Below are 16373 nucleotides of genomic sequence, written 5' to 3'. Positions count from 1 at the left end.
TTCGCGGGAGGACGGTGACGGGGACCTCGCTTTCGCAGTGCGTCAACAGGGCTACCAGACCACCAGTGACGCCTGGCGATCTGGCGGAGACGACGACAACACGCACGCCGTGTGGCTCAGCGCCTTATCCTCAGTTATTTCTATACATCATCGTGATAGTGAAGTATTCTCGATTACTGAAGATAGAACCGTTCTACAGATACCATGGCCAAGCACGACATCACCCAGCGTTCCGAGACCGCGGTTGCGGCTGTACTCCCGCCTTCGGTTCGGGTTCGGCGTAGCCATCAGGATGGCCGCTCGGTCAACCTTGCACTCAATGGAGCGCCCGTCCGAGTCACCTGGCTGGGCGAAGGGGGACTTCGACAGGCGCGCGCGCTGATCAAAAACCAGAACGAGCGCCCCGACGTCGTGGTCGCCCGGCGCATGTCATTCGCCGCGCGCGAGGCGCTTTCGGCCGCAGGGATCGGCTGGGTCGACGAGACCGGCGCCGCAGAGATCGCGCGGGGGTCCTTGATCATATCCAGGGATGGTCGTGTCCAGAGGTCTCCGCGCAAGCCGCCGCATTGGACACCTGCGGTACTGGCGACCGCCGAAGCCTTGCTGTGTGGCGGACGCGGGACCGTCGGCGCCATGCAGGAGATCACGGCATTGTCCGCAGGAAGCGCCACCAACGCGCTGCGCACCCTCACTGACCTCGGTTTCCTGCACGCGGAGGCCCGGCGTGGCCGGAACGCCGCCCGTTGCATTGTCGACCCGGATCGGTTGCTGGACGCATATGCAGAGGCAGCAGCGGCGCTGATGCCGCCGGTCTCGATCACGGTCGGTGTGACTTGGCGCGACCCGGTGTCGGGCTTGACCGATGCCGGCCGACAGTGGGATCGCGCAGGCATATCGTGGGCGGCTACGGGCGCTGTAGCGGGGTCCGCGCTCGCCCCCTATCTGACAACGGTTACGACCAGCGAGGTCTACGTTGAAGGAAAGACAAGCGCCAGACTCGAATGGGTGGCCGCGAACACTGGCCTGCGACCGATCGAAGGCGGGAGGCTCACCCTGCGACCATTCCCCACGACCACGGCCGAGCGGCTGACTACGGTGAAGGACCGAATGCGGCTCGTTCCGTGGCCGCGCGCCTACACCGATCTTCGGGTCCTCGGGGTGCGGGGCGAGGAGGCTGCCGAGCATCTCCGGGAGACAATGCGTGGTCGATGACCTACCGGTCCGCTCCCGAGCGGCACGGGAAGCTGCGGAGAGGGCACTCGTCCACGTCGTTAACCACTACGGGGAAAGGCCTGAATTCGTCGTGCTCGGGGGGCTGGTCCCGGAGCTGCTTTGCGCCGGAAGCGAGTTCCAGCACGCGGGCACGATCGACATTGACGTGCAGGTCGACCTTGAGATCGCCTGTGGAGCGGTGAACACCGCACGACTCGAGCAGGCACTACGCGACGCTGGCTTTGCACCGGAGAACGCCACGATCTGGCGATGGTTCGCGGACGGGGGTGTCGGCGCGCCGGTGGTCAAGTTCGAACTGCTGGCCGACCTTCATGATGTACCAACGGCAACGACGATTTCGTTCGACGCATGCGAAGATCTCGGTGCCGTGAACCTTCGCGGCACCGGATTCGCGGCGCGCGACATCGAAATTCGTGAATTGAACATCCGGGACAACAATGTCACACATACCGCCGAGGTGGACGTCTCCGGCCTCGCCGGGTTCCTGCTTGCCAAGACCGCGGCCATTTTCGCGGCGCAAGGCCAAGGACTGGTACGACATTGCATTCGTGCTCTTGCATAACGACGCTGGCGGAACGGATGCTGCGGCCGCATTGGTGGAGCGCCGCTTCACCGGCGAGATCACTGCCCTCCGAACGGCGCTAGTTGAGCTGGAGGCCAACTTCGAGAACCCGGTGGCCCAGGGGGCCCAGGCCTATGTCACCCAGATGCTGATTGACCATCCCGATCTCAATCCCCGAACACTGGCCGCCGACGCCATCGTCGCAGTCGGGGAGTTCTGTCAGCGTCTACGGAATTCTTCCGATTGACCAATACAATCGGCGGCAAACACCGCCGAACACCTGGGTGGAGGGACCCACGACTTCGCAAGTTCGCTTGAAGGGCCGAGGGCATCTGACGCTCGTGCCCGCGAAGCCTGGAGAGTCGGTCCGAACGCCACTACTACCCCTTTCCTCCGAGAGCCTCATCAGGAATATCTGACCAAGTGACACTCGTGGATACAGAAGCGTCGCACATCCGTCCTGTCGAGAATGCGCAGGAGGAGTATCCTGCTGCCGGGAATCTCCGCAACATCGCCATCATTGCGCACGTCGATCACGGCAAGACGACCCTGGTCGACGGCTTGCTGCGCCAAAGCGGCACCGTGCGGGCAAACCAGCCCATGCGGGAGCGTGCACTGGACAGCGGCGAGATTGAGCGCGAGCGCGGGATCACGATCCTGGCGAAGTGCACGGCGATCGACTGGCGCGGCGTGCGCATCAACATCGTCGACACCCCCGGCCACGCGGACTTCGGCGGCGAAGTGGAACGGGTGCTCGGGATGGTCGACGGTGTGCTTGTCCTGGTGGATGCGGCCGAGGGCCCGATGCCGCAGACCAAGTTCGTCGTGGACAAGGCGCTCCGGCTCGGCCTGCGGCCGATCGTGGCGATCAGCAAGATGGATCGCGCCGACGCCCGGCCCGAGGTCGTGCACGAGGCCGTCTTCGACCTGTTCGACGCCCTCGGAGCGATCGACACGCAGCTGGACTTTCCGACCGTCTACACCTCGGCGCGCGCCGGCTGGGCCTCGCACGACCCGGCCGTTGCCGGGACCGACATGTCCCCGCTGATCGAGACGGTGCTCGCGCATGTCCCGGCGCCAGCGACGGAACAGGACCGGCCGTTCCGGATGCTGATCAGCCTCCTCGAGGCCGACCCCTTCCTTGGTCGGCTGGTGAGCGGTCGCGTACTCTCCGGCGGGGTGGAAACCGGTCAAACCGTGACGGCGCTCGGGGTGGACGGCGCCGTCGTCGAGGTCACCCGCCTCACCAAGCTGCTCCGCGCGCGCGGGCTGGAACGCATCACGGTCGAGCGCGCCGAGGCCGGCGAGATCGTGACCCTTGCCGGCCTCAAGACCGCTTCCGTGGGGGACACGATCGCCTGCTCCGAAGAATGCGAACCGATACCGGCCGAGCCGATCGATCCGCCGACGATCGCGATGGTGTTCTCGATCAACACCTCGCCGCTCGCGGGGCGCGAGGGAACACAGCTCACCTCGCGCATGATCGGGGCCCGCCTGGAGCGCGAGAGCGAGGGCAATGTCGCGATCCAGGTGACCGATACCGGCGAGGAGCATTCCTTCGAGGTGGCCGGCCGCGGCGAGCTGCAGCTCGCCGTGCTGATCGAGACGATGCGGCGCGAGGGCTTCGAGCTGTCGATCAGCCGCCCACGGGTGCTGATGCGCGACGACCCCGAGGGCGGCGCACCGCTCGAGCCCATCGAGGAAATTCAGATCGACGTGGACGACGCGTTCGTGGGTGACGTGGTCAACGCACTCGCCAAGCGGCGCGCGGAACTCATCGAGCTCCGGCCCTCCGGGCGCGACAAGAGCCGCGCACGGTTTCACGGTCCGTCCCGCGGCCTCATCGGCTTCAACGGCGACCTCCTCGCCGTGACCCGGGGCACGGCGATCATGCACCGGATCTTTCACGGCTACGCGCCGTTCAAGGGCCCGATCGCGGGGCGGCGGAACGGCGTGCTGGTCTCAAGTGCCGACGGGAAGGCGGTTCCGTACGCGCTCTGGAACCTGGAGCCGCGTGGGACGCTGTTCGTCAAGCCCGGCATGCCCGTCTACCGCGGGATGATCGTGGGGGAGCACACGCGACCGCAGGATCTCGACGTCAATCCGCTACGGAGCAAGCAGCTGACCAACATCCGGGCCGCGGGCAAGGACGATGCCGTGCGCCTAAGCCCGCCCCGGCCGATGCCGCTCGAGATCGCGCTGGCCTACCTCGCGGATGACGAGCTGCTCGAAGTGACACCGGCGTCGATCCGGCTTCGGAAGCGATTGCTCGACGCGTCTGCGCGTCGCCGTGCCGCACGCGTGAGATCGGCGGCGCGCTGATTGCTCAACGGGGTGTGGGGCTGCCTTTCAACGCAATCCAAGCGCAATGACAGCTCGTCCGGTTAGCCCGGCGGTGAGCGTCACCCCTCGCTCCGATCCCAATACGGTCCTTCCCCGACCGTCGGCAGCGGGGAGGAGCTGCTCAACATCCGCACGGCACCCATCGCACCTAGCAACGCTCTGAAGGAAGGCAATCATTCGCACCGGTTTTCTTTTTTCCAGAGCCTCTGAGCGGAGATTCCCATTGCGGTTTCCGCAGCGTTGGCAGCCCGCATGACGGCATAGAGGTTGAGGCCGGGCAACGCGCCCTGATAGTCCGCGAGAGCAGGTTTGTCCCTGCGATTCGGCTTTGGCAAACCACCGAGCATGGGGAGTTCCTGCATGGAATCAAGCTCTTGCAACCTACAGGCACCGTCAGGCGCCGCCTAGGGCATGAGCGAAAAACTTGGTCGCGAGTCGTCGATCATGCCGTTTTCAAGTCAGCACGCGGAGCGCGGTCTCGGGCGCCCTATCGAGCACCCGCAGCAGGGCGCGCGCCGCGCCGGTCGGGCAGCGCTTGCCCTGTTCCCAGTTGCGGATCGTCTCGGGCGACACGTCGATGCGCCGCGCCATCTCCGTCTGGCTGAGGCCCATCCGCCGTCGGACCCGGCGCGTATACCGCGCCATGTCCTGCATGGCCTCAGCTTCGTCCTCCCGCTCTTGGGCCGCGATCTCCGCTTCCGTGGTCGCGTCCACCCTCGCGGCGTCGATGCGCCCCTTCGGGAAGGTGGCCGGATCGTCGGGATCAACCGTGATGCGCGTTGTGCTCATAGTCCGCGACCTCCTTCGGGATGGCCTTGCGGGCCGATATGATGCGGACGGCCGGACCCCGCATCGTGTAGACGATGACATGGGCCCGCCCGTCGACCCTGCCGAGCAGCCGGTAGCACACCTCGCCATAGTCCCGCCGCCGGTCCTGGACGACGATCGGGTGCGGATCGTGGAAGGCGTTGACGGCATGGGCGAAGTCGAAGCCGCGACGCTCGAAGCAGGCGTTTTTCTTGGCCTCGTCCCATTCGAGCTCCATCCCCGAGACTATAGGCCAAAGGCCCATAGTGGCCAAGCCTGCCGTCCGCCGTGCCGCGTCGGGTTGCAGGCGCGGACCGGGTCATGCGGCGGCGCACGGCGTCTGGATGGTGCGACCGTTCGTTCCGCCCTTGTTCTGCCGCCCGCAACCGCATATCTGGCGTCCATGGAGTCGCACGAATCCCGCATTTCCGCGACCACCGGATGATGGCTGCGAGCCTCACCAGCGACGCGAAGACCGCCTTCGCCAAGCTCGGCGTCGAGACCCGCGCGTTAATGGCTGAACCTGCCGCCGGGAAAACGCGAGCGGACAGGGGCGATCGCCCCAACGCGGGCGCTGCGCGACGAAATCAACGCCACGATCCACGCGGGCCTGGTCGCCGAAGGCGTCATCGACGGCCCCGCCCGAGGCGGTCCCGTACGCGCTCTGGAACCTGGAGCCGCGGGGGACGCTGTTCGTCAAGCCGGGCATGCCCGTCTATCGCGGGATGATCGTGGGCGAGCATTCGCGCCCGCAGGATCTCGACGGCAACCCGCTGAGGAGCAAGCAGCTGACCAACATCCGGGCCGCGGGCAAGGACCAATCCGTACGCCTAAGTCCGCCCCGGCCAATGCCGCTAGAAATCGCTCTCGTCTATCTTGCGGATGACGAGCTGCTCGAAGTGACGCCGGCGTCGATCCGGCTTCGCAAGCGGCTGCTCGACGCCTCTGCGCGTCGCCGCGCCGCCCGCGCGAAATCCGCGACACGCTGATCGCCCTGTGGGAGGTATGGAGGGTTTGCGACGCAATCCGGGTGCAGCGACGCCGTGTAATCTCGGCCCGGGCGTTGACTTCGCCCTTGCTCCCTCTCCCGCTAGGCTCCGCGCCCATCCGACATCGGCGGGACTGCCAGGCATTCCGTAACGGCGGCGGCCCCATTGCCTGCCGGTTGTGTCCCGAGGAGTGCTGTGGCGACGTGTTTGGCATCGCGTGGGGTCCGATGGGCGCCGGGGGTTCCGGCCGTCTGCCTCACGGGGAACACCCCGACTCATCAGCGTTTTTCGAGAATGCAGCGGAGAGGCCGAGACGGGCCAAGCGTTGGCGAGAGCGCCCCTTCCCGGATCGAACACGGACCCGATCGGCCGATTGATATCCTTCCACCGAGGACACCATGAGAAACATCATGCAAGTTTCACGATGGGGAAACAGTCTCGCCGTCCGGCTGCCCAAGGCGGTGGTCGAGGATCTCGGTCTGAGGCCGGGTGACCAGTTGGAGATCGTTTCCACCGACGCCGGACGCATGGTCATCGCGAGGGACCGCAGGCGGGCTCGTGCCGTCGAGCGAATGCGCGCCCGCGCATGGCCGATGCCGGAAGGCTACGTTTTCGACCGCGAGGAAGCGAAGACTAGGTGACGGCGTTTCTCGACACCAACCTGTTGGTCTAAGCCCAGGGCACGGGGACAAGAGCGAGACTGCCAGGCAGGCGGTCCTCGCGGGCGGTGTCATCGGCGTTCAGATTCTGAATGAGTGTGCCGCCGTGCTGTGGCGCAAGTTCCGTCTTGAGTGGGCCGCGATCAGCGAAGCGCTGTCGGATCTGCGCACCGCACTGCACCCGATTCGTCCCATCACCGTCGACACGCATTTGGCGGCCATCGAGTTGGCCAAGACGCATGGTTTCAGCTTTTACGATGCGCTGGTAGTTGCATCGGCCCTGGAGGCACGGTGCGGTCGGCTCCTGACAGAGGACCTTCAGGCCGGCCGGCGGATCAATGGGCTGACGATCGTCAATCCGTTTGCATGAGAGCTGCCGGGTTGGCGAAAACGTCGCCCGGGACCGGGACATGCCACGGCGAGATGAAATATCCGTCATGTCGTTGTTGGTGTGCAACCGATTCCCTGCCGGTACCGCCTGGATTCGCCACACGTCATGATGAGGTACCGGTCAGGCCACCAACATTAGCTCCCAATAGCGCTGCCTACACTGCTCAACTAGCATTCTCGATGAACCACGCGACCGGTGTCCGGCGCGAGCACCTGCCTGAATTCAACCGCGTTTCATCACATGCTCTCTGTTGCGACCTGGGATGAAGGCCTCCCCACGCTCGTGCTGATCGGCGTCGGCGCTCTCGCTCTGGTAGGCGGCTACTGGCGCGGCGGGGAAGTATGGCGCCGGCGTCATCAGATCCCCATCAATGGGCCCGAGTCGAAGCTGCGCATCGACGGCAGATTCGGCGAGTTCGCCGTGTTCACGATGACGCTGATCGGCGTTGGGATCGTGATGGTCTCCTGCCCGGACGTGGGTCTGTACTATGCGGGCGAGCCCGAATTCGCCTACGTGCTCTTCTGGTTTGCCTGTGTCTTCGGCGCCACCGAGCTCTACTCGTGGCGGACGGTCAAGGCGGCCGACGAGGGCAACAGCGGCGGCGGCAGCCAGCCGGAAGCCGACACCACCGACGACCGGTCGAAGGCTGACGACGTCGCCGCCCACCTCAAACGCGGGTACCGCATTTACAACCTCTACACCTGCGTGCTCTTCGGTCTGGGCGGACTCGCGCTCGCCAAGGTTGCACTGCAGTTCCGCCACGACTGGCAGGAAAATGCGTCGGCTGCCCAGCAGCTGGTCGCCAAGGCGGAAGCGCTGCTCACGATCCAACCCGCCGTGTTCAACCTCCATGCGATCGTGGAAGTTGAGAGGGCCTATCTGGCGTTCCGCCAATTGCTGAGCGACGTGCTGGTTCAGGTCGAGCCCATCGCCTTCATCTTTCTCTACGTCATGATGATGACGCTGCTGATATCCCTGACGCCGCTCTCGGCGGCGTTTCGTGTCGGCGCCCTCCGGTTGGGGTCGGCTGCTTCCCTGTGCATGGTGGTGAGCCTGCTGGCCATCTCGCTCGCCAGCTACTTCATGCACGCCATTACCGTCTCGCGCGTCCTCGCGGAATCGCTGTCGCACATGGAGCCGTGGTCCGCCACCGATCAACGGCATTACATGCGGTACTCGGAGATCTACCAGGACGTGCAGGCGGCGGGCTCGGTCACCGGATTCATCAGGGTACTGCTCTCCGAAGCGGTCTTTCTCGTCATCATCGTCGGGGTCGTGCAGCAAGCGGCTACCGGCCTGCGCAATCTCGCGGGACGAACGCCTCCATGACGGAGGCCGTGGCGGTCCTGCTGCTCCTGCTGGCCGTCGCGACCGGCATCGTCTTCGTCGCAAATCGGCGGAAGTCGCCGCGCTACGGCGGCATCGCGTTCATTGGTACCGCCGAGCCGGGTGCGGCCGGCGACACCTTGCAAATCGTCACATGGAACGTCGGCTACGGATCCCTAGGGGCCGGTGCGGACTTCGTCGCCGACGGCGGAAGGAGCATTCGCGCCCTGGATCACCGCAGCATCGTCACCGCGGCGAACGCCGTCGGCAAGACCCTGGATCGACTCGATGCCGATCTCGTGCTCCTGCAGGAGATGGCGGGCGCAGGCTTCGCGACCCGGGGCGTCGATGTCACAGCAGGCGTGCTGCGACCACTGAACGGCTACCGCACCGCCTTCTGGGAAGATTTTGCAACGACGTTGCTGCCCCCGCCGCTCAGGATCTCGCACGGGATGATGACCCTCGCCCGCGTTGCCGCCCGGGAGTGCGCGGCGCACCCGCTGCCACAGGAACCCGGCTTCCGGCTCGGCATGCTCAAGAAGCACTACGGCGCCCTCGTCACCCGGGTTCCGGTCGCGGACGGCCGCCAGTGGGTAATCCTGAACATCCACCTCTCCGCGTTCGACGACGGCGGCGCGGTCCGGGCGCAGCAGGTGCCGGCAGTGCTGGAGATGGCGCAGGCCGAGTACCGGCGCGGCGCGCACGTGGTGGTAGGCGGTGACTGGAACATGCGGCTCACCGCCACCTCGTTCCCGCACGAAACCGAGGCGAAGTATCTCTCGTGGATCCACGATTTCCCCCGCGAGACGGTGCCCGAGGGATGGACCTTCGGTCTGGATTCATCGGTTCCCAGCGTGCGCACTCTGCACCGGCGCTACGAGGCGGGCGTCAACTACGTGACCATCGTCGACGGTTTCCTCGTCTCCCCCAACGTGACGATCGAACGGGTCGAGACCACCGATCTTGGCTTTCGCCACACCGACCACCATCCGGTCCTGGCTTCCCTTCGCATGCGCAGGGACCGGTAACGAAGCCTCTCCGGCAGTAGCCCAAGACTATGCACCAACGAGCGGGAGAGAAGTGGCGCCCTGTCTCACGCAGGGCCCACCGGAAACCCTGTTGGAACTGCCTCGAGCCTGGGGCTGGCATGCCGGCCCCAGAATGGTGCGATCATGACCTTCTCGCCCGGGGCTTCTCCAGCAAGTTTGGACTTGTCCAACATCTGAAAATTTTGCGGCCACGATCGATATAGACGTACAGGTCGACCTTGAAATCGCCTGCGGAGCGGTGAACACAGAACGAGTCGAACAGGCGCTCTGCGACGCCGGCTTTGCACCAGAGAACGCCACGATCTGGCGCTGGGTCGCGGATGGGGGTGTCAGCGCGAGGCGGGCAAGTTCGAGGATTTCGTTCTACGCATGCAAATGCCTCGGTGCCGTGAACCTTCGCGACACCGGCTTCGCGGCGCGCGACATTGAAATTCGTGAATTGAGCATTCGGGACGGCAACTCATGCACAGCGGCGAGTGAATGTCTCTGGCCTTGCTGTGTTCCTGCTTGCCAAGGCCGCCGCCGCATTCTCGTGGCGCAAGACCAAGGACTGTTACGACAGATGACCGTCCCCCCTGACCAGTGTTAGCCTGGCCTACATGGCGACCGGCCCCTGGACGGATGACGAAAACGACCTCATCGTCGCGGACTACTTTGCGATGCTTGCGGCCGACCTCACTGGACGCCCCTATATCAAGGCCGAGCACAACCGGCGACTGCGGGAATGGATCGACCGAAGCCGCCCGTCAATCGAATTCAAGCACCGGAATATCAGCGCCGTCTTGAAGGGACTGGGCGCAACGTGGCTCACTGGATATCTGCCCGCATCCAATGTCCAGATGTCTCTCGCCGATGCAGTCAACCGCTGGCTGCGTCAGCACCCTGAGTTCCATGCTCCCGCACCGTTTGCGGATCAGCGGGCCAACATGCCGCAGGCAGCTCATCTCGACATCGAGTTGCCGCCTACTCTCAGGAACTACCCTCCACCCGACGAACTCGAACAGATGCAGGCGATCGCGCGCAAGTTCGACGTGGCCGCACGAGACGAGCGCAACCGAGCGCTCGGACGCGCGGGCGAAGAGCGCGTTCTCGCCCATGAACGGACCGTTCTTACAAGCGTCGGCCGTGCCGACCTGGCCAGGCGCGTGCGATGGGTGTCCGACGAAGACGGCGACGGCGCGGGATACGACATCGAGAGTTACTCCCCTGAGGGCCAGGCCCGACTGATCGAGGTGAAGACGACCAACGGCTGGGAGCGGACGCCCTTCCACATCACTCGGAACGAGCTCGTCGTCGCGGAAAATCGGCCCACTGAGTGGTGCCTCCTACGTCTATGGAATTTTGCCCGGGAACCGAAAGCCTTCGAGTTGCGCCCGCCGCTCGATGCACACGTGACCCTCATAGCGACAAGCTTCGAGGCTCGCTTCCACTGACCCCACTTCTTTACGTACTTCCGTCATTCCTTGGTGTCTTACAACCGCTTGATGACACGCTTGGTTCCGGCGCGTTCCGTGAAAGCGACTCGCTTTTTCCCGCCCGCATCGACGGCCACCGACGCGCGGTTCGCTCGATCTGCCCCAGCCCGGCATCGTTGCCGTTGAGCGCTATGCTTGCGCTCGACGACAGTGCGGAGAATCTTCTCGCAACACACGGTTTAACTTTCGGAAAGCCGGCGAAATTGCTAGCTGTCAAGTAATTTCCGAATTCTAGCGATGACGTTATCGATCTGCCGTAATTCGCATTCCCAAACGGTCAGCACTCTCCAACCCTCAGCCTCTAAAGTCGCCACATTCTTGCGATCACGAACACGAGTGCGCTTAAATTTGGGCTCCCAGTAAGATAAATTTGATTTCGGCAATCCCGATATCGGACAATCCGGATCTGGATGCCAATGCCAAAAGCATCCATTGACAAGAATAACTGCGCGACGGCGCGGGAACACTAAGTCGGGCTTACCAACCATGTCTGAACGATGTAATCGATAACGATACCCGAGGCGGTGCACCATTGACCGCACCACCAATTCCGGTTTCATGTTTTTTGATCGTATCTTGGACATACACCGAGAACGATCTCGCTGACTTAGATTATCCACCACGTCACTTAGCTTTAGCGGAAGCAACTGCTTGTTCCGCTTCCTCATTCAGTAATTGTCTGAGAGCGTCCTCGGGCAATGCGTCTAGCAATATAACGCCACCTCGACGATTCAGCGCAATCATCCAGTTTCGAAACACTTCCCTTTCAAACAACGTTCCACCATTATTCCAGTGGTCTCGCATTACCGCATAAATTCCACGCAGTAGATTTTGATTCATGGAGACCGAAGGTCGCTCTATCAATGCGGAGCGGACATCCTGCCTATGCAGCAAGATCTTCAGGAAAACGTCCGGTGCAGTCGGGTCGATTTGAAAAGCGATCTTTCCAAGCCACCATAATCGGGAAACACCGTTGTCGCGAATTAACCCTCTGTTGCCTGCTACAAAAAAATGATTCTTAACTTCGCGAACAGCATCATCCACTTCTTTTGGCCTACGATTCAGCCAGCGTGAGGACACATATTGTGGGCAGTCAAAATGCGTCAAATATACCCACATGCGTTCAATAGACGCTTGATGAGGTGTCAATGCTTTCATCGCTTTGTAAGTCGCCAATGCATTTTGCGCGTCAGTTTTCGCCGGCTTTTCGTTGTCGACAGCAAGCTTATCCGCGAGCCGTGGCGCTTCAACTACAGACTCCCGAAGGCCGCCAAATGACGTAATGGAAAGCGGCTGGTGTGGAGCATAGTACCAATCAAGACGATCCGGAACGGTGTGTCTAAGAGTTTCGAGAGTGTTCGCAGTACAATACCGAAGCTGCATTATGAACTGGCCTCCAGAGCACCAGCAATTAGAGGCATTCTGGGGAAAGGGGAATCAAGTATTTTTTGGGCATCAACGAGGCGATTTGAACTATCGCCCCCTAGGGGTAGACACCCTACCGCTTCGAGGCGGTGGTCTAATGATGAGAACCACCGAAAGTCGCGGTAGTCTTCAGCATTTTGATCAACATCGTTCAGCAGTGCCACCAGTGCAGGCAAATAAAGTCCGTTCATCAAGTACTGACTTTCTGGCTGATTGTCAGCCAACTTACGTGCCGACTGAAATTGTTCAGTATTGGCATTCGACATCACGATCCAAATTCGATCTTCAGCAATTTCGTACTCCCATCGTCCTTCCACCAGATCTGTTCGAACCTTGTGGCCAAAAATTGATCCAAGCGGTGCTTCGTCCGCGGTATCTATCCAATAATCCTTGGACACATCCTCAGCAAGTACTGTCCCAGGGTCAATAGTGAAACTCCGTTCCCCGAAATCCGGATGCCACCCATCCGCCCGAAAACTCTGCAACGCTTTTACGCAAACCAAGAATGGCGCGAGCTCAACCCGTCCGGACAGTGCGCCAGATGGAAATGATTGAGCGATCTTTGGCGCGAAGGACTGAAGCATTTGGCGATAATGTGTCTTCGGAGATCTCACCAACAACGCAAAGCTAGCCCGTTGATTATCTAGCAAAGCGAGGAGACTTGGATCACTTAGTTCGAACCAAGATTCAATCTCAACTGCAGTACTGTCTATCGTCCGCGTAACTCTAATATCGACTTCAAACTCTGCTTCTGGATAATCGTCACCAAAGTTTGATGGTCGCAATACCGGATGCGGCCAAGCTTTTCCAGGATCAAACTTCATGCTTGATCTCTTTCCTTGGTGGCGACAGCCGACAGACGCCAAGCTCTGCCATCAATCGGTCCGTCCGCCGTAATCTCGACGACGTGTCGTCGTCCCTTCTCTAGGCGAACCTTATCAAGTGACACGTCTGGCCTAACCGCACGCACGTCATTCCGTGGGATGGTGGTTGAGTCGCCAGCTTCTTCCAAAATCAACTGGGCAATTCCATCTCTTTGAGGCAAGAAACTGAGTTGATATCGGTTCTTCCGACCGACAAGCGGAAGCATGCGGACGCGTGAAACAGGTATTCCGCGACGAGCTCTTCCTCCCCCACTTGCACCAGTACCTCCTCGTCCCTCGCCTTCGCCCCTGCCGCCTCCATCTCCTCCGCCACCACCATTCTCGCCTGTTCCTGCACCACCCTCACTACCAGTGTCTTCGCCGGCACCACCATCAGACTCGGTGTCGCCCTCTGTCGCAAGTCCAGGTGGTACTGGTCTCCGTACCGGTTTCAGTGAGATTGTCACCCGCCCACCGAACCCAGGTTCTCCATTGTCTTCACGGCTATCGGAATTGGTATCATCGAAAGGTTCGTCTGGTTGGTAGTCCGGAAGATAAACGGCTAGTTCTGAAAGCACCGTCTTTTTTCCGCCTTCTGGTGGTCCAGCCCGCTTACGTATTTCGGTGCGGACCCACTCTGTTACTCGCTTCAGCGCTTTACGCCCACGATCACGTTCTTCCTTTGGCAATCGTTCTGGCTCGAATTGATCGTGCTTCGGATTCTCCATTCTGCGAAGCAGTTCATTTCCTTCGGGGTCTTCAAACACACAAAGCGCTGCAAAATCGCGGAATCCCGGAAACCGAATTAGGCCTTGCTGTCGCGTCGTTACTAGCATGCCAGTGCTCCTCACAAACGCAACTCTGCTAGGAAGGCCATCGGAGGTCCGAAGCCAGAGCTTGCAATGCCCTAAGTCAGAATCTTGCTTTTCTGCAATCGGATCACTCTGAGAAATTTCCCAAAAGTTCCGCGCTTCCCGCACTTGATCAGCTAAATCGTTAGTCGATTTATCTCCGGCATCATCTTCAATCAAGTGTTGAAACCATTCTTCGATGGAAATTCGATTTATCTCCATCAATTCGCTTGCTTCTTCTGGCTCTACTATGACTGTGAGACTCCCACTTGCTATTGCATAGAAGAAATTCTCAATCACACTAGCTGCGATACGGCGTCGCCAATTATCTGTCTCCCGAAACCCCATAATCGTTAAGCTCGTGCCAGGTTTTGGACGCTGGGCAGAGTCAAGTACACGGAAGCCTTGCGGAATACTCTGCGTTAACTCTTTGCAATCCTTGTGATACCCGTAGAAGCCCGTACCTTGTGTTTCCTCACCATCTGCGTTCATGTGTGACATAAGAACCGATTTACCCTGGAATCGCTCTACATCGCGACCATCTTCGCGAAAACACGTCCAGTAAAATACTGTTCGAACTGTTGAGACTGCAAATGGCGCATACTTTCCGATACCGTGCGACCCTCCTGCCCCCTCCAGATCTGGTTTGTGACTAATCCCTTGCATCTTCACAAGCGCGCGCCAATGGTCTCCCCGTAGTCCCGTAGTTTCCCGATCTGACACACGAAGACAGGGAATCGACTTTCGCCTAATCGTTTGGCCAGCTGCTTCCAAAGCTGAAACGGCCGTCATATCTCCACCAGCCTTAGCGGTCTGCTTGCACTGATCTATCGTTCTAGCAATTTCGTCGCGACCTACATAGTCGGGACTTAAGCCAATTAACTCAAATGAAACGTGCACCGGATGATCTTCGCCTAATCGGGCATCAAGCGAGTTCTGTATGGTTTCTCGCGCGAGACTGCCTAATGGCGTGCCCGTAAAGTGTGCGATTCCGGGATCATTGAATCCGTCTACTCTACCGCCATTAGTCGGCGGAAACCGCCAACCAATATTGTTGTCAATTTGCATTTGCCTGACCAATCAAAATGTTTGCGCATGCGTTCCCTATCAAATGGGCAAGATCTACACAAACGGCATTTCCGAGTAGTCGATATTGCTCTGCCACAGGAATATTCGGGAACAGCCCACCCGCGACATTGAATCCCTGGAGTGCCGCAACTTCGCTCACACTTAGTCGGCGTATTCCCCATGAATCACGGACAAATGGGACATTGTGACCACCAACGCCCATATTTGCGGTAAGTGTGGGGCAAAGGCCCTGTTTCTTCTCCCGTACGTATGACCGTCGCAGTTGATATATGTTGCTGGCTGATTCACCTGCGCCCATTGCTTTGTCAATCATCTTGTAGTAGCGGTTGTCGGGAGGGAGGTAGGCTTCCATCTCTGCTTGTTGCGTTCGATCGATAAATTCGTCGAGAGAACGTCTGTGACGCGTTGGCGCTTTGACGAGATTGTCTGCAGAAAATGGGTTACGAGAAAAATGTCGGCGAGCCGCCGCCACCATAAACAGTCGCTCGCGATCCTGCGGTGAGTCAGTCACATCTTTAACATTTACGGTCCAGCACGTTTCTTCTCTGAACCAATAGCCGGCCTGACGCATGGCTCGCCGTATTTGGTCGAACCAACAACCGTTCGCTCCGTACAATAGATGTGGTACGTTTTCCAACACCACCAATGCTGGCCTATCTTCCTCAGGAAATTCTTGAATCAATCGCGGGATCTCGAAAAATAGTGCGCCCCGCGGGTCCTGAAATCCCTTCCTGCTGCCGGCTTGTGAAAAGCTCTGGCATGGGAAACCCGCTGCCAACACATCAACTGGTGTCAGGCGATTCTCTTCTACTGATAGCTGGCGCACATCCTTGTTGATCATTGGAACATTGGGAAACCGATGCTGGAACGCTGAGCATGCATGAATGTCGTTGTCACTTGCCCATAAGATCTCTAGGCCAGCCTGAGCAAGCCCGGTTGCAAATCCGCCCATCCCGCCAAATAAGCACCCGGCGCTGACTGACCTTCCTTGCCGAACCAATCTCTAGGCGTCCCTTGTGGCGAGAAGGCCTGAATCCGCCAAGCGGTCACCCATTGACACAACTAACTGAACAAATGCAGCATTCAAAAATAGGCGCCCGCGTCCGCCTCTCTTGATTTTGCAACGGATACCGGTGTTTCCTAAAGTCATGCATGACCGGACTCCTGAAGGATCGAGCGTACTTCCATATTGCACCCCAACAAATACAAATCGTTTCAGTAGGTTAATTGTACCGATATTCCTCGGTTTGGCCTACCATTGCCACGAAAGCCAACAAGATATTCAAGCTGTCGCGCCAGTTCAAGTCGGGA

Annotated in this window: 17 protein-coding genes and 1 pseudogene; 10 read left to right on the top strand and 8 right to left on the bottom strand. The window is 60.3% G+C overall.

What is annotated here, in order from left to right; translation table 11 throughout:
* Window positions 1-204 precede the first annotated feature (204 nt).
* The 4 genes from OXH60_07865 (at window position 205) to typA (ending at window position 4117) form a co-directional block, all read left to right on the top strand.
* On the top strand, window positions 205-1212 hold the full coding sequence (locus OXH60_07865; protein MDE0712035.1) for a hypothetical protein: 1008 nt from the start codon (window positions 205-207) through the stop codon (window positions 1210-1212).
* Window positions 1202-1795: a hypothetical protein gene (locus tag OXH60_07860; GenBank protein ID MDE0712034.1), complete on the top strand. Its 594-nt coding sequence runs from the start codon at window positions 1202-1204 to the stop codon at window positions 1793-1795. Before OXH60_07865 ends, OXH60_07860 begins: the two co-directional genes overlap by 11 nt.
* Window positions 1782-2042 (top strand): hypothetical protein, encoded by a 261-nt coding sequence (locus tag OXH60_07855; GenBank protein ID MDE0712033.1) that lies wholly within the window; start codon window positions 1782-1784, stop codon window positions 2040-2042. Before OXH60_07860 ends, OXH60_07855 begins: the two co-directional genes overlap by 14 nt.
* 206 nt (window positions 2043-2248) lie before the next feature.
* Window positions 2249-4117 (top strand): translational GTPase TypA, encoded by a 1869-nt coding sequence (gene typA / locus OXH60_07850; protein ID MDE0712032.1) that lies wholly within the window; start codon window positions 2249-2251, stop codon window positions 4115-4117.
* A 194-nt stretch (window positions 4118-4311) separates the two neighbouring features.
* Here the strand turns inward: typA and OXH60_07845 are convergent, their stop codons facing one another.
* The 3 genes from OXH60_07845 to OXH60_07835 form a co-directional block, all read right to left on the bottom strand.
* On the bottom strand, window positions 4312-4500 hold the full coding sequence (locus OXH60_07845) for a hypothetical protein (GenBank protein ID MDE0712031.1): 189 nt from the start codon (window positions 4498-4500) through the stop codon (window positions 4312-4314).
* 91 nt (window positions 4501-4591) lie between these two features.
* On the bottom strand, window positions 4592-4927 hold the full coding sequence (locus OXH60_07840) for a helix-turn-helix domain-containing protein (protein MDE0712030.1): 336 nt from the start codon (window positions 4925-4927) through the stop codon (window positions 4592-4594).
* A complete protein-coding gene (locus OXH60_07835; protein ID MDE0712029.1) occupies window positions 4902-5210 on the bottom strand; it encodes a BrnT family toxin in 309 nt (102 codons plus the stop codon). The genes OXH60_07840 and OXH60_07835 overlap by 26 nt, the downstream gene beginning before the upstream one ends.
* A gap of 379 nt (window positions 5211-5589) precedes the next feature.
* Here OXH60_07835 and OXH60_07830 point away from each other — a divergent pair.
* The 6 genes and pseudogenes from OXH60_07830 (at window position 5590) to OXH60_07805 (ending at window position 10792) form a co-directional block, all read left to right on the top strand.
* A pseudogene (locus OXH60_07830) lies at window positions 5590-5934 on the top strand (translational GTPase TypA).
* 410 nt (window positions 5935-6344) lie between these two features.
* Window positions 6345-6575: an AbrB/MazE/SpoVT family DNA-binding domain-containing protein gene (locus OXH60_07825; GenBank protein MDE0712028.1), complete on the top strand. Its 231-nt coding sequence runs from the start codon at window positions 6345-6347 to the stop codon at window positions 6573-6575.
* A gap of 124 nt (window positions 6576-6699) precedes the next feature.
* Window positions 6700-6963, top strand: coding sequence for a PIN domain-containing protein (locus OXH60_07820; protein MDE0712027.1), 264 nt, complete (start codon window positions 6700-6702; stop codon window positions 6961-6963).
* 261 nt (window positions 6964-7224) lie between these two features.
* The gene (locus OXH60_07815) at window positions 7225-8313 is read left to right on the top strand and encodes a hypothetical protein (protein MDE0712026.1); all 1089 of its coding nucleotides are present in this window, start codon (window positions 7225-7227) and stop codon (window positions 8311-8313) included.
* Complete coding sequence (locus OXH60_07810) at window positions 8310-9338, top strand: endonuclease/exonuclease/phosphatase family protein (protein ID MDE0712025.1); 1029 nt, start codon at window positions 8310-8312, stop codon at window positions 9336-9338. The genes OXH60_07815 and OXH60_07810 overlap by 4 nt, the downstream gene beginning before the upstream one ends.
* A gap of 620 nt (window positions 9339-9958) precedes the next feature.
* Window positions 9959-10792 (top strand): DUF3883 domain-containing protein, encoded by an 834-nt coding sequence (locus OXH60_07805; GenBank protein MDE0712024.1) that lies wholly within the window; start codon window positions 9959-9961, stop codon window positions 10790-10792.
* A 248-nt stretch (window positions 10793-11040) separates the two neighbouring features.
* Here OXH60_07805 and OXH60_07800 read toward each other — a convergent pair whose 3' ends face one another.
* From OXH60_07800 to dcm, 5 genes are read right to left on the bottom strand one after another with little or no spacing between them, the layout of a single operon-like run.
* A complete protein-coding gene (locus OXH60_07800; protein ID MDE0712023.1) occupies window positions 11041-11502 on the bottom strand; it encodes a very short patch repair endonuclease in 462 nt (153 codons plus the stop codon).
* On the bottom strand, window positions 11459-12217 hold the full coding sequence (locus OXH60_07795; GenBank protein ID MDE0712022.1) for a DUF6339 family protein: 759 nt from the start codon (window positions 12215-12217) through the stop codon (window positions 11459-11461). Before OXH60_07795 ends, OXH60_07800 begins: the two co-directional genes overlap by 44 nt.
* Window positions 12217-13083: a hypothetical protein gene (locus OXH60_07790; protein ID MDE0712021.1), complete on the bottom strand. Its 867-nt coding sequence runs from the start codon at window positions 13081-13083 to the stop codon at window positions 12217-12219. Before OXH60_07790 ends, OXH60_07795 begins: the two co-directional genes overlap by 1 nt.
* Window positions 13080-15041, bottom strand: coding sequence for a hypothetical protein (locus OXH60_07785; protein ID MDE0712020.1), 1962 nt, complete (start codon window positions 15039-15041; stop codon window positions 13080-13082). Before OXH60_07785 ends, OXH60_07790 begins: the two co-directional genes overlap by 4 nt.
* Window positions 15031-16014, bottom strand: coding sequence for a DNA (cytosine-5-)-methyltransferase (gene dcm / locus OXH60_07780; protein MDE0712019.1), 984 nt, complete (start codon window positions 16012-16014; stop codon window positions 15031-15033). Before dcm ends, OXH60_07785 begins: the two co-directional genes overlap by 11 nt.
* Window positions 16015-16373: the final 359 nt, after the last annotated feature.

The sequence above is a fragment of the Rhodospirillales bacterium genome, from assembly GCA_028824295.1.
In the GTDB taxonomy this organism is placed as follows: Bacteria; Pseudomonadota; Alphaproteobacteria; order TMED109; family TMED109; genus VXPW01.
This window is presented reverse-complemented; position numbering and strand designations above follow the sequence as displayed.

Bases quoted from the DNA above. Each gene is read 5' to 3' on its own strand.
- OXH60_07810 (MDE0712025.1), top strand. From the start codon at position 8,310: ATGACGGAGGCCGTGGCGGTCCTGCTGCTCCTGCTGGCCGTCGCGACC.
- OXH60_07795 (MDE0712022.1), bottom strand. From the start codon at position 12,217: ATGCAGCTTCGGTATTGTACTGCGAACACTCTCGAAACTCTTAGACAC.
- OXH60_07805 (MDE0712024.1), top strand. From the start codon at position 9,959: ATGGCGACCGGCCCCTGGACGGATGACGAAAACGACCTCATCGTCGCG.
- OXH60_07815 (MDE0712026.1), top strand. From the start codon at position 7,225: ATGCTCTCTGTTGCGACCTGGGATGAAGGCCTCCCCACGCTCGTGCTG.
- OXH60_07785 (MDE0712020.1), bottom strand. From the start codon at position 15,041: ATGCAAATTGACAACAATATTGGTTGGCGGTTTCCGCCGACTAATGGC.
- OXH60_07845 (MDE0712031.1), bottom strand. From the start codon at position 4,500: ATGCAGGAACTCCCCATGCTCGGTGGTTTGCCAAAGCCGAATCGCAGG.
- OXH60_07825 (MDE0712028.1), top strand. From the start codon at position 6,345: ATGCAAGTTTCACGATGGGGAAACAGTCTCGCCGTCCGGCTGCCCAAG.
- OXH60_07835 (MDE0712029.1), bottom strand. From the start codon at position 5,210: ATGGGCCTTTGGCCTATAGTCTCGGGGATGGAGCTCGAATGGGACGAG.
- OXH60_07840 (MDE0712030.1), bottom strand. From the start codon at position 4,927: ATGAGCACAACGCGCATCACGGTTGATCCCGACGATCCGGCCACCTTC.
- OXH60_07790 (MDE0712021.1), bottom strand. From the start codon at position 13,083: ATGAAGTTTGATCCTGGAAAAGCTTGGCCGCATCCGGTATTGCGACCA.
- OXH60_07800 (MDE0712023.1), bottom strand. From the start codon at position 11,502: ATGAGGAAGCGGAACAAGCAGTTGCTTCCGCTAAAGCTAAGTGACGTG.
- dcm (MDE0712019.1), bottom strand. From the start codon at position 16,014: ATGGGCGGATTTGCAACCGGGCTTGCTCAGGCTGGCCTAGAGATCTTA.
- OXH60_07865 (MDE0712035.1), top strand. From the start codon at position 205: ATGGCCAAGCACGACATCACCCAGCGTTCCGAGACCGCGGTTGCGGCT.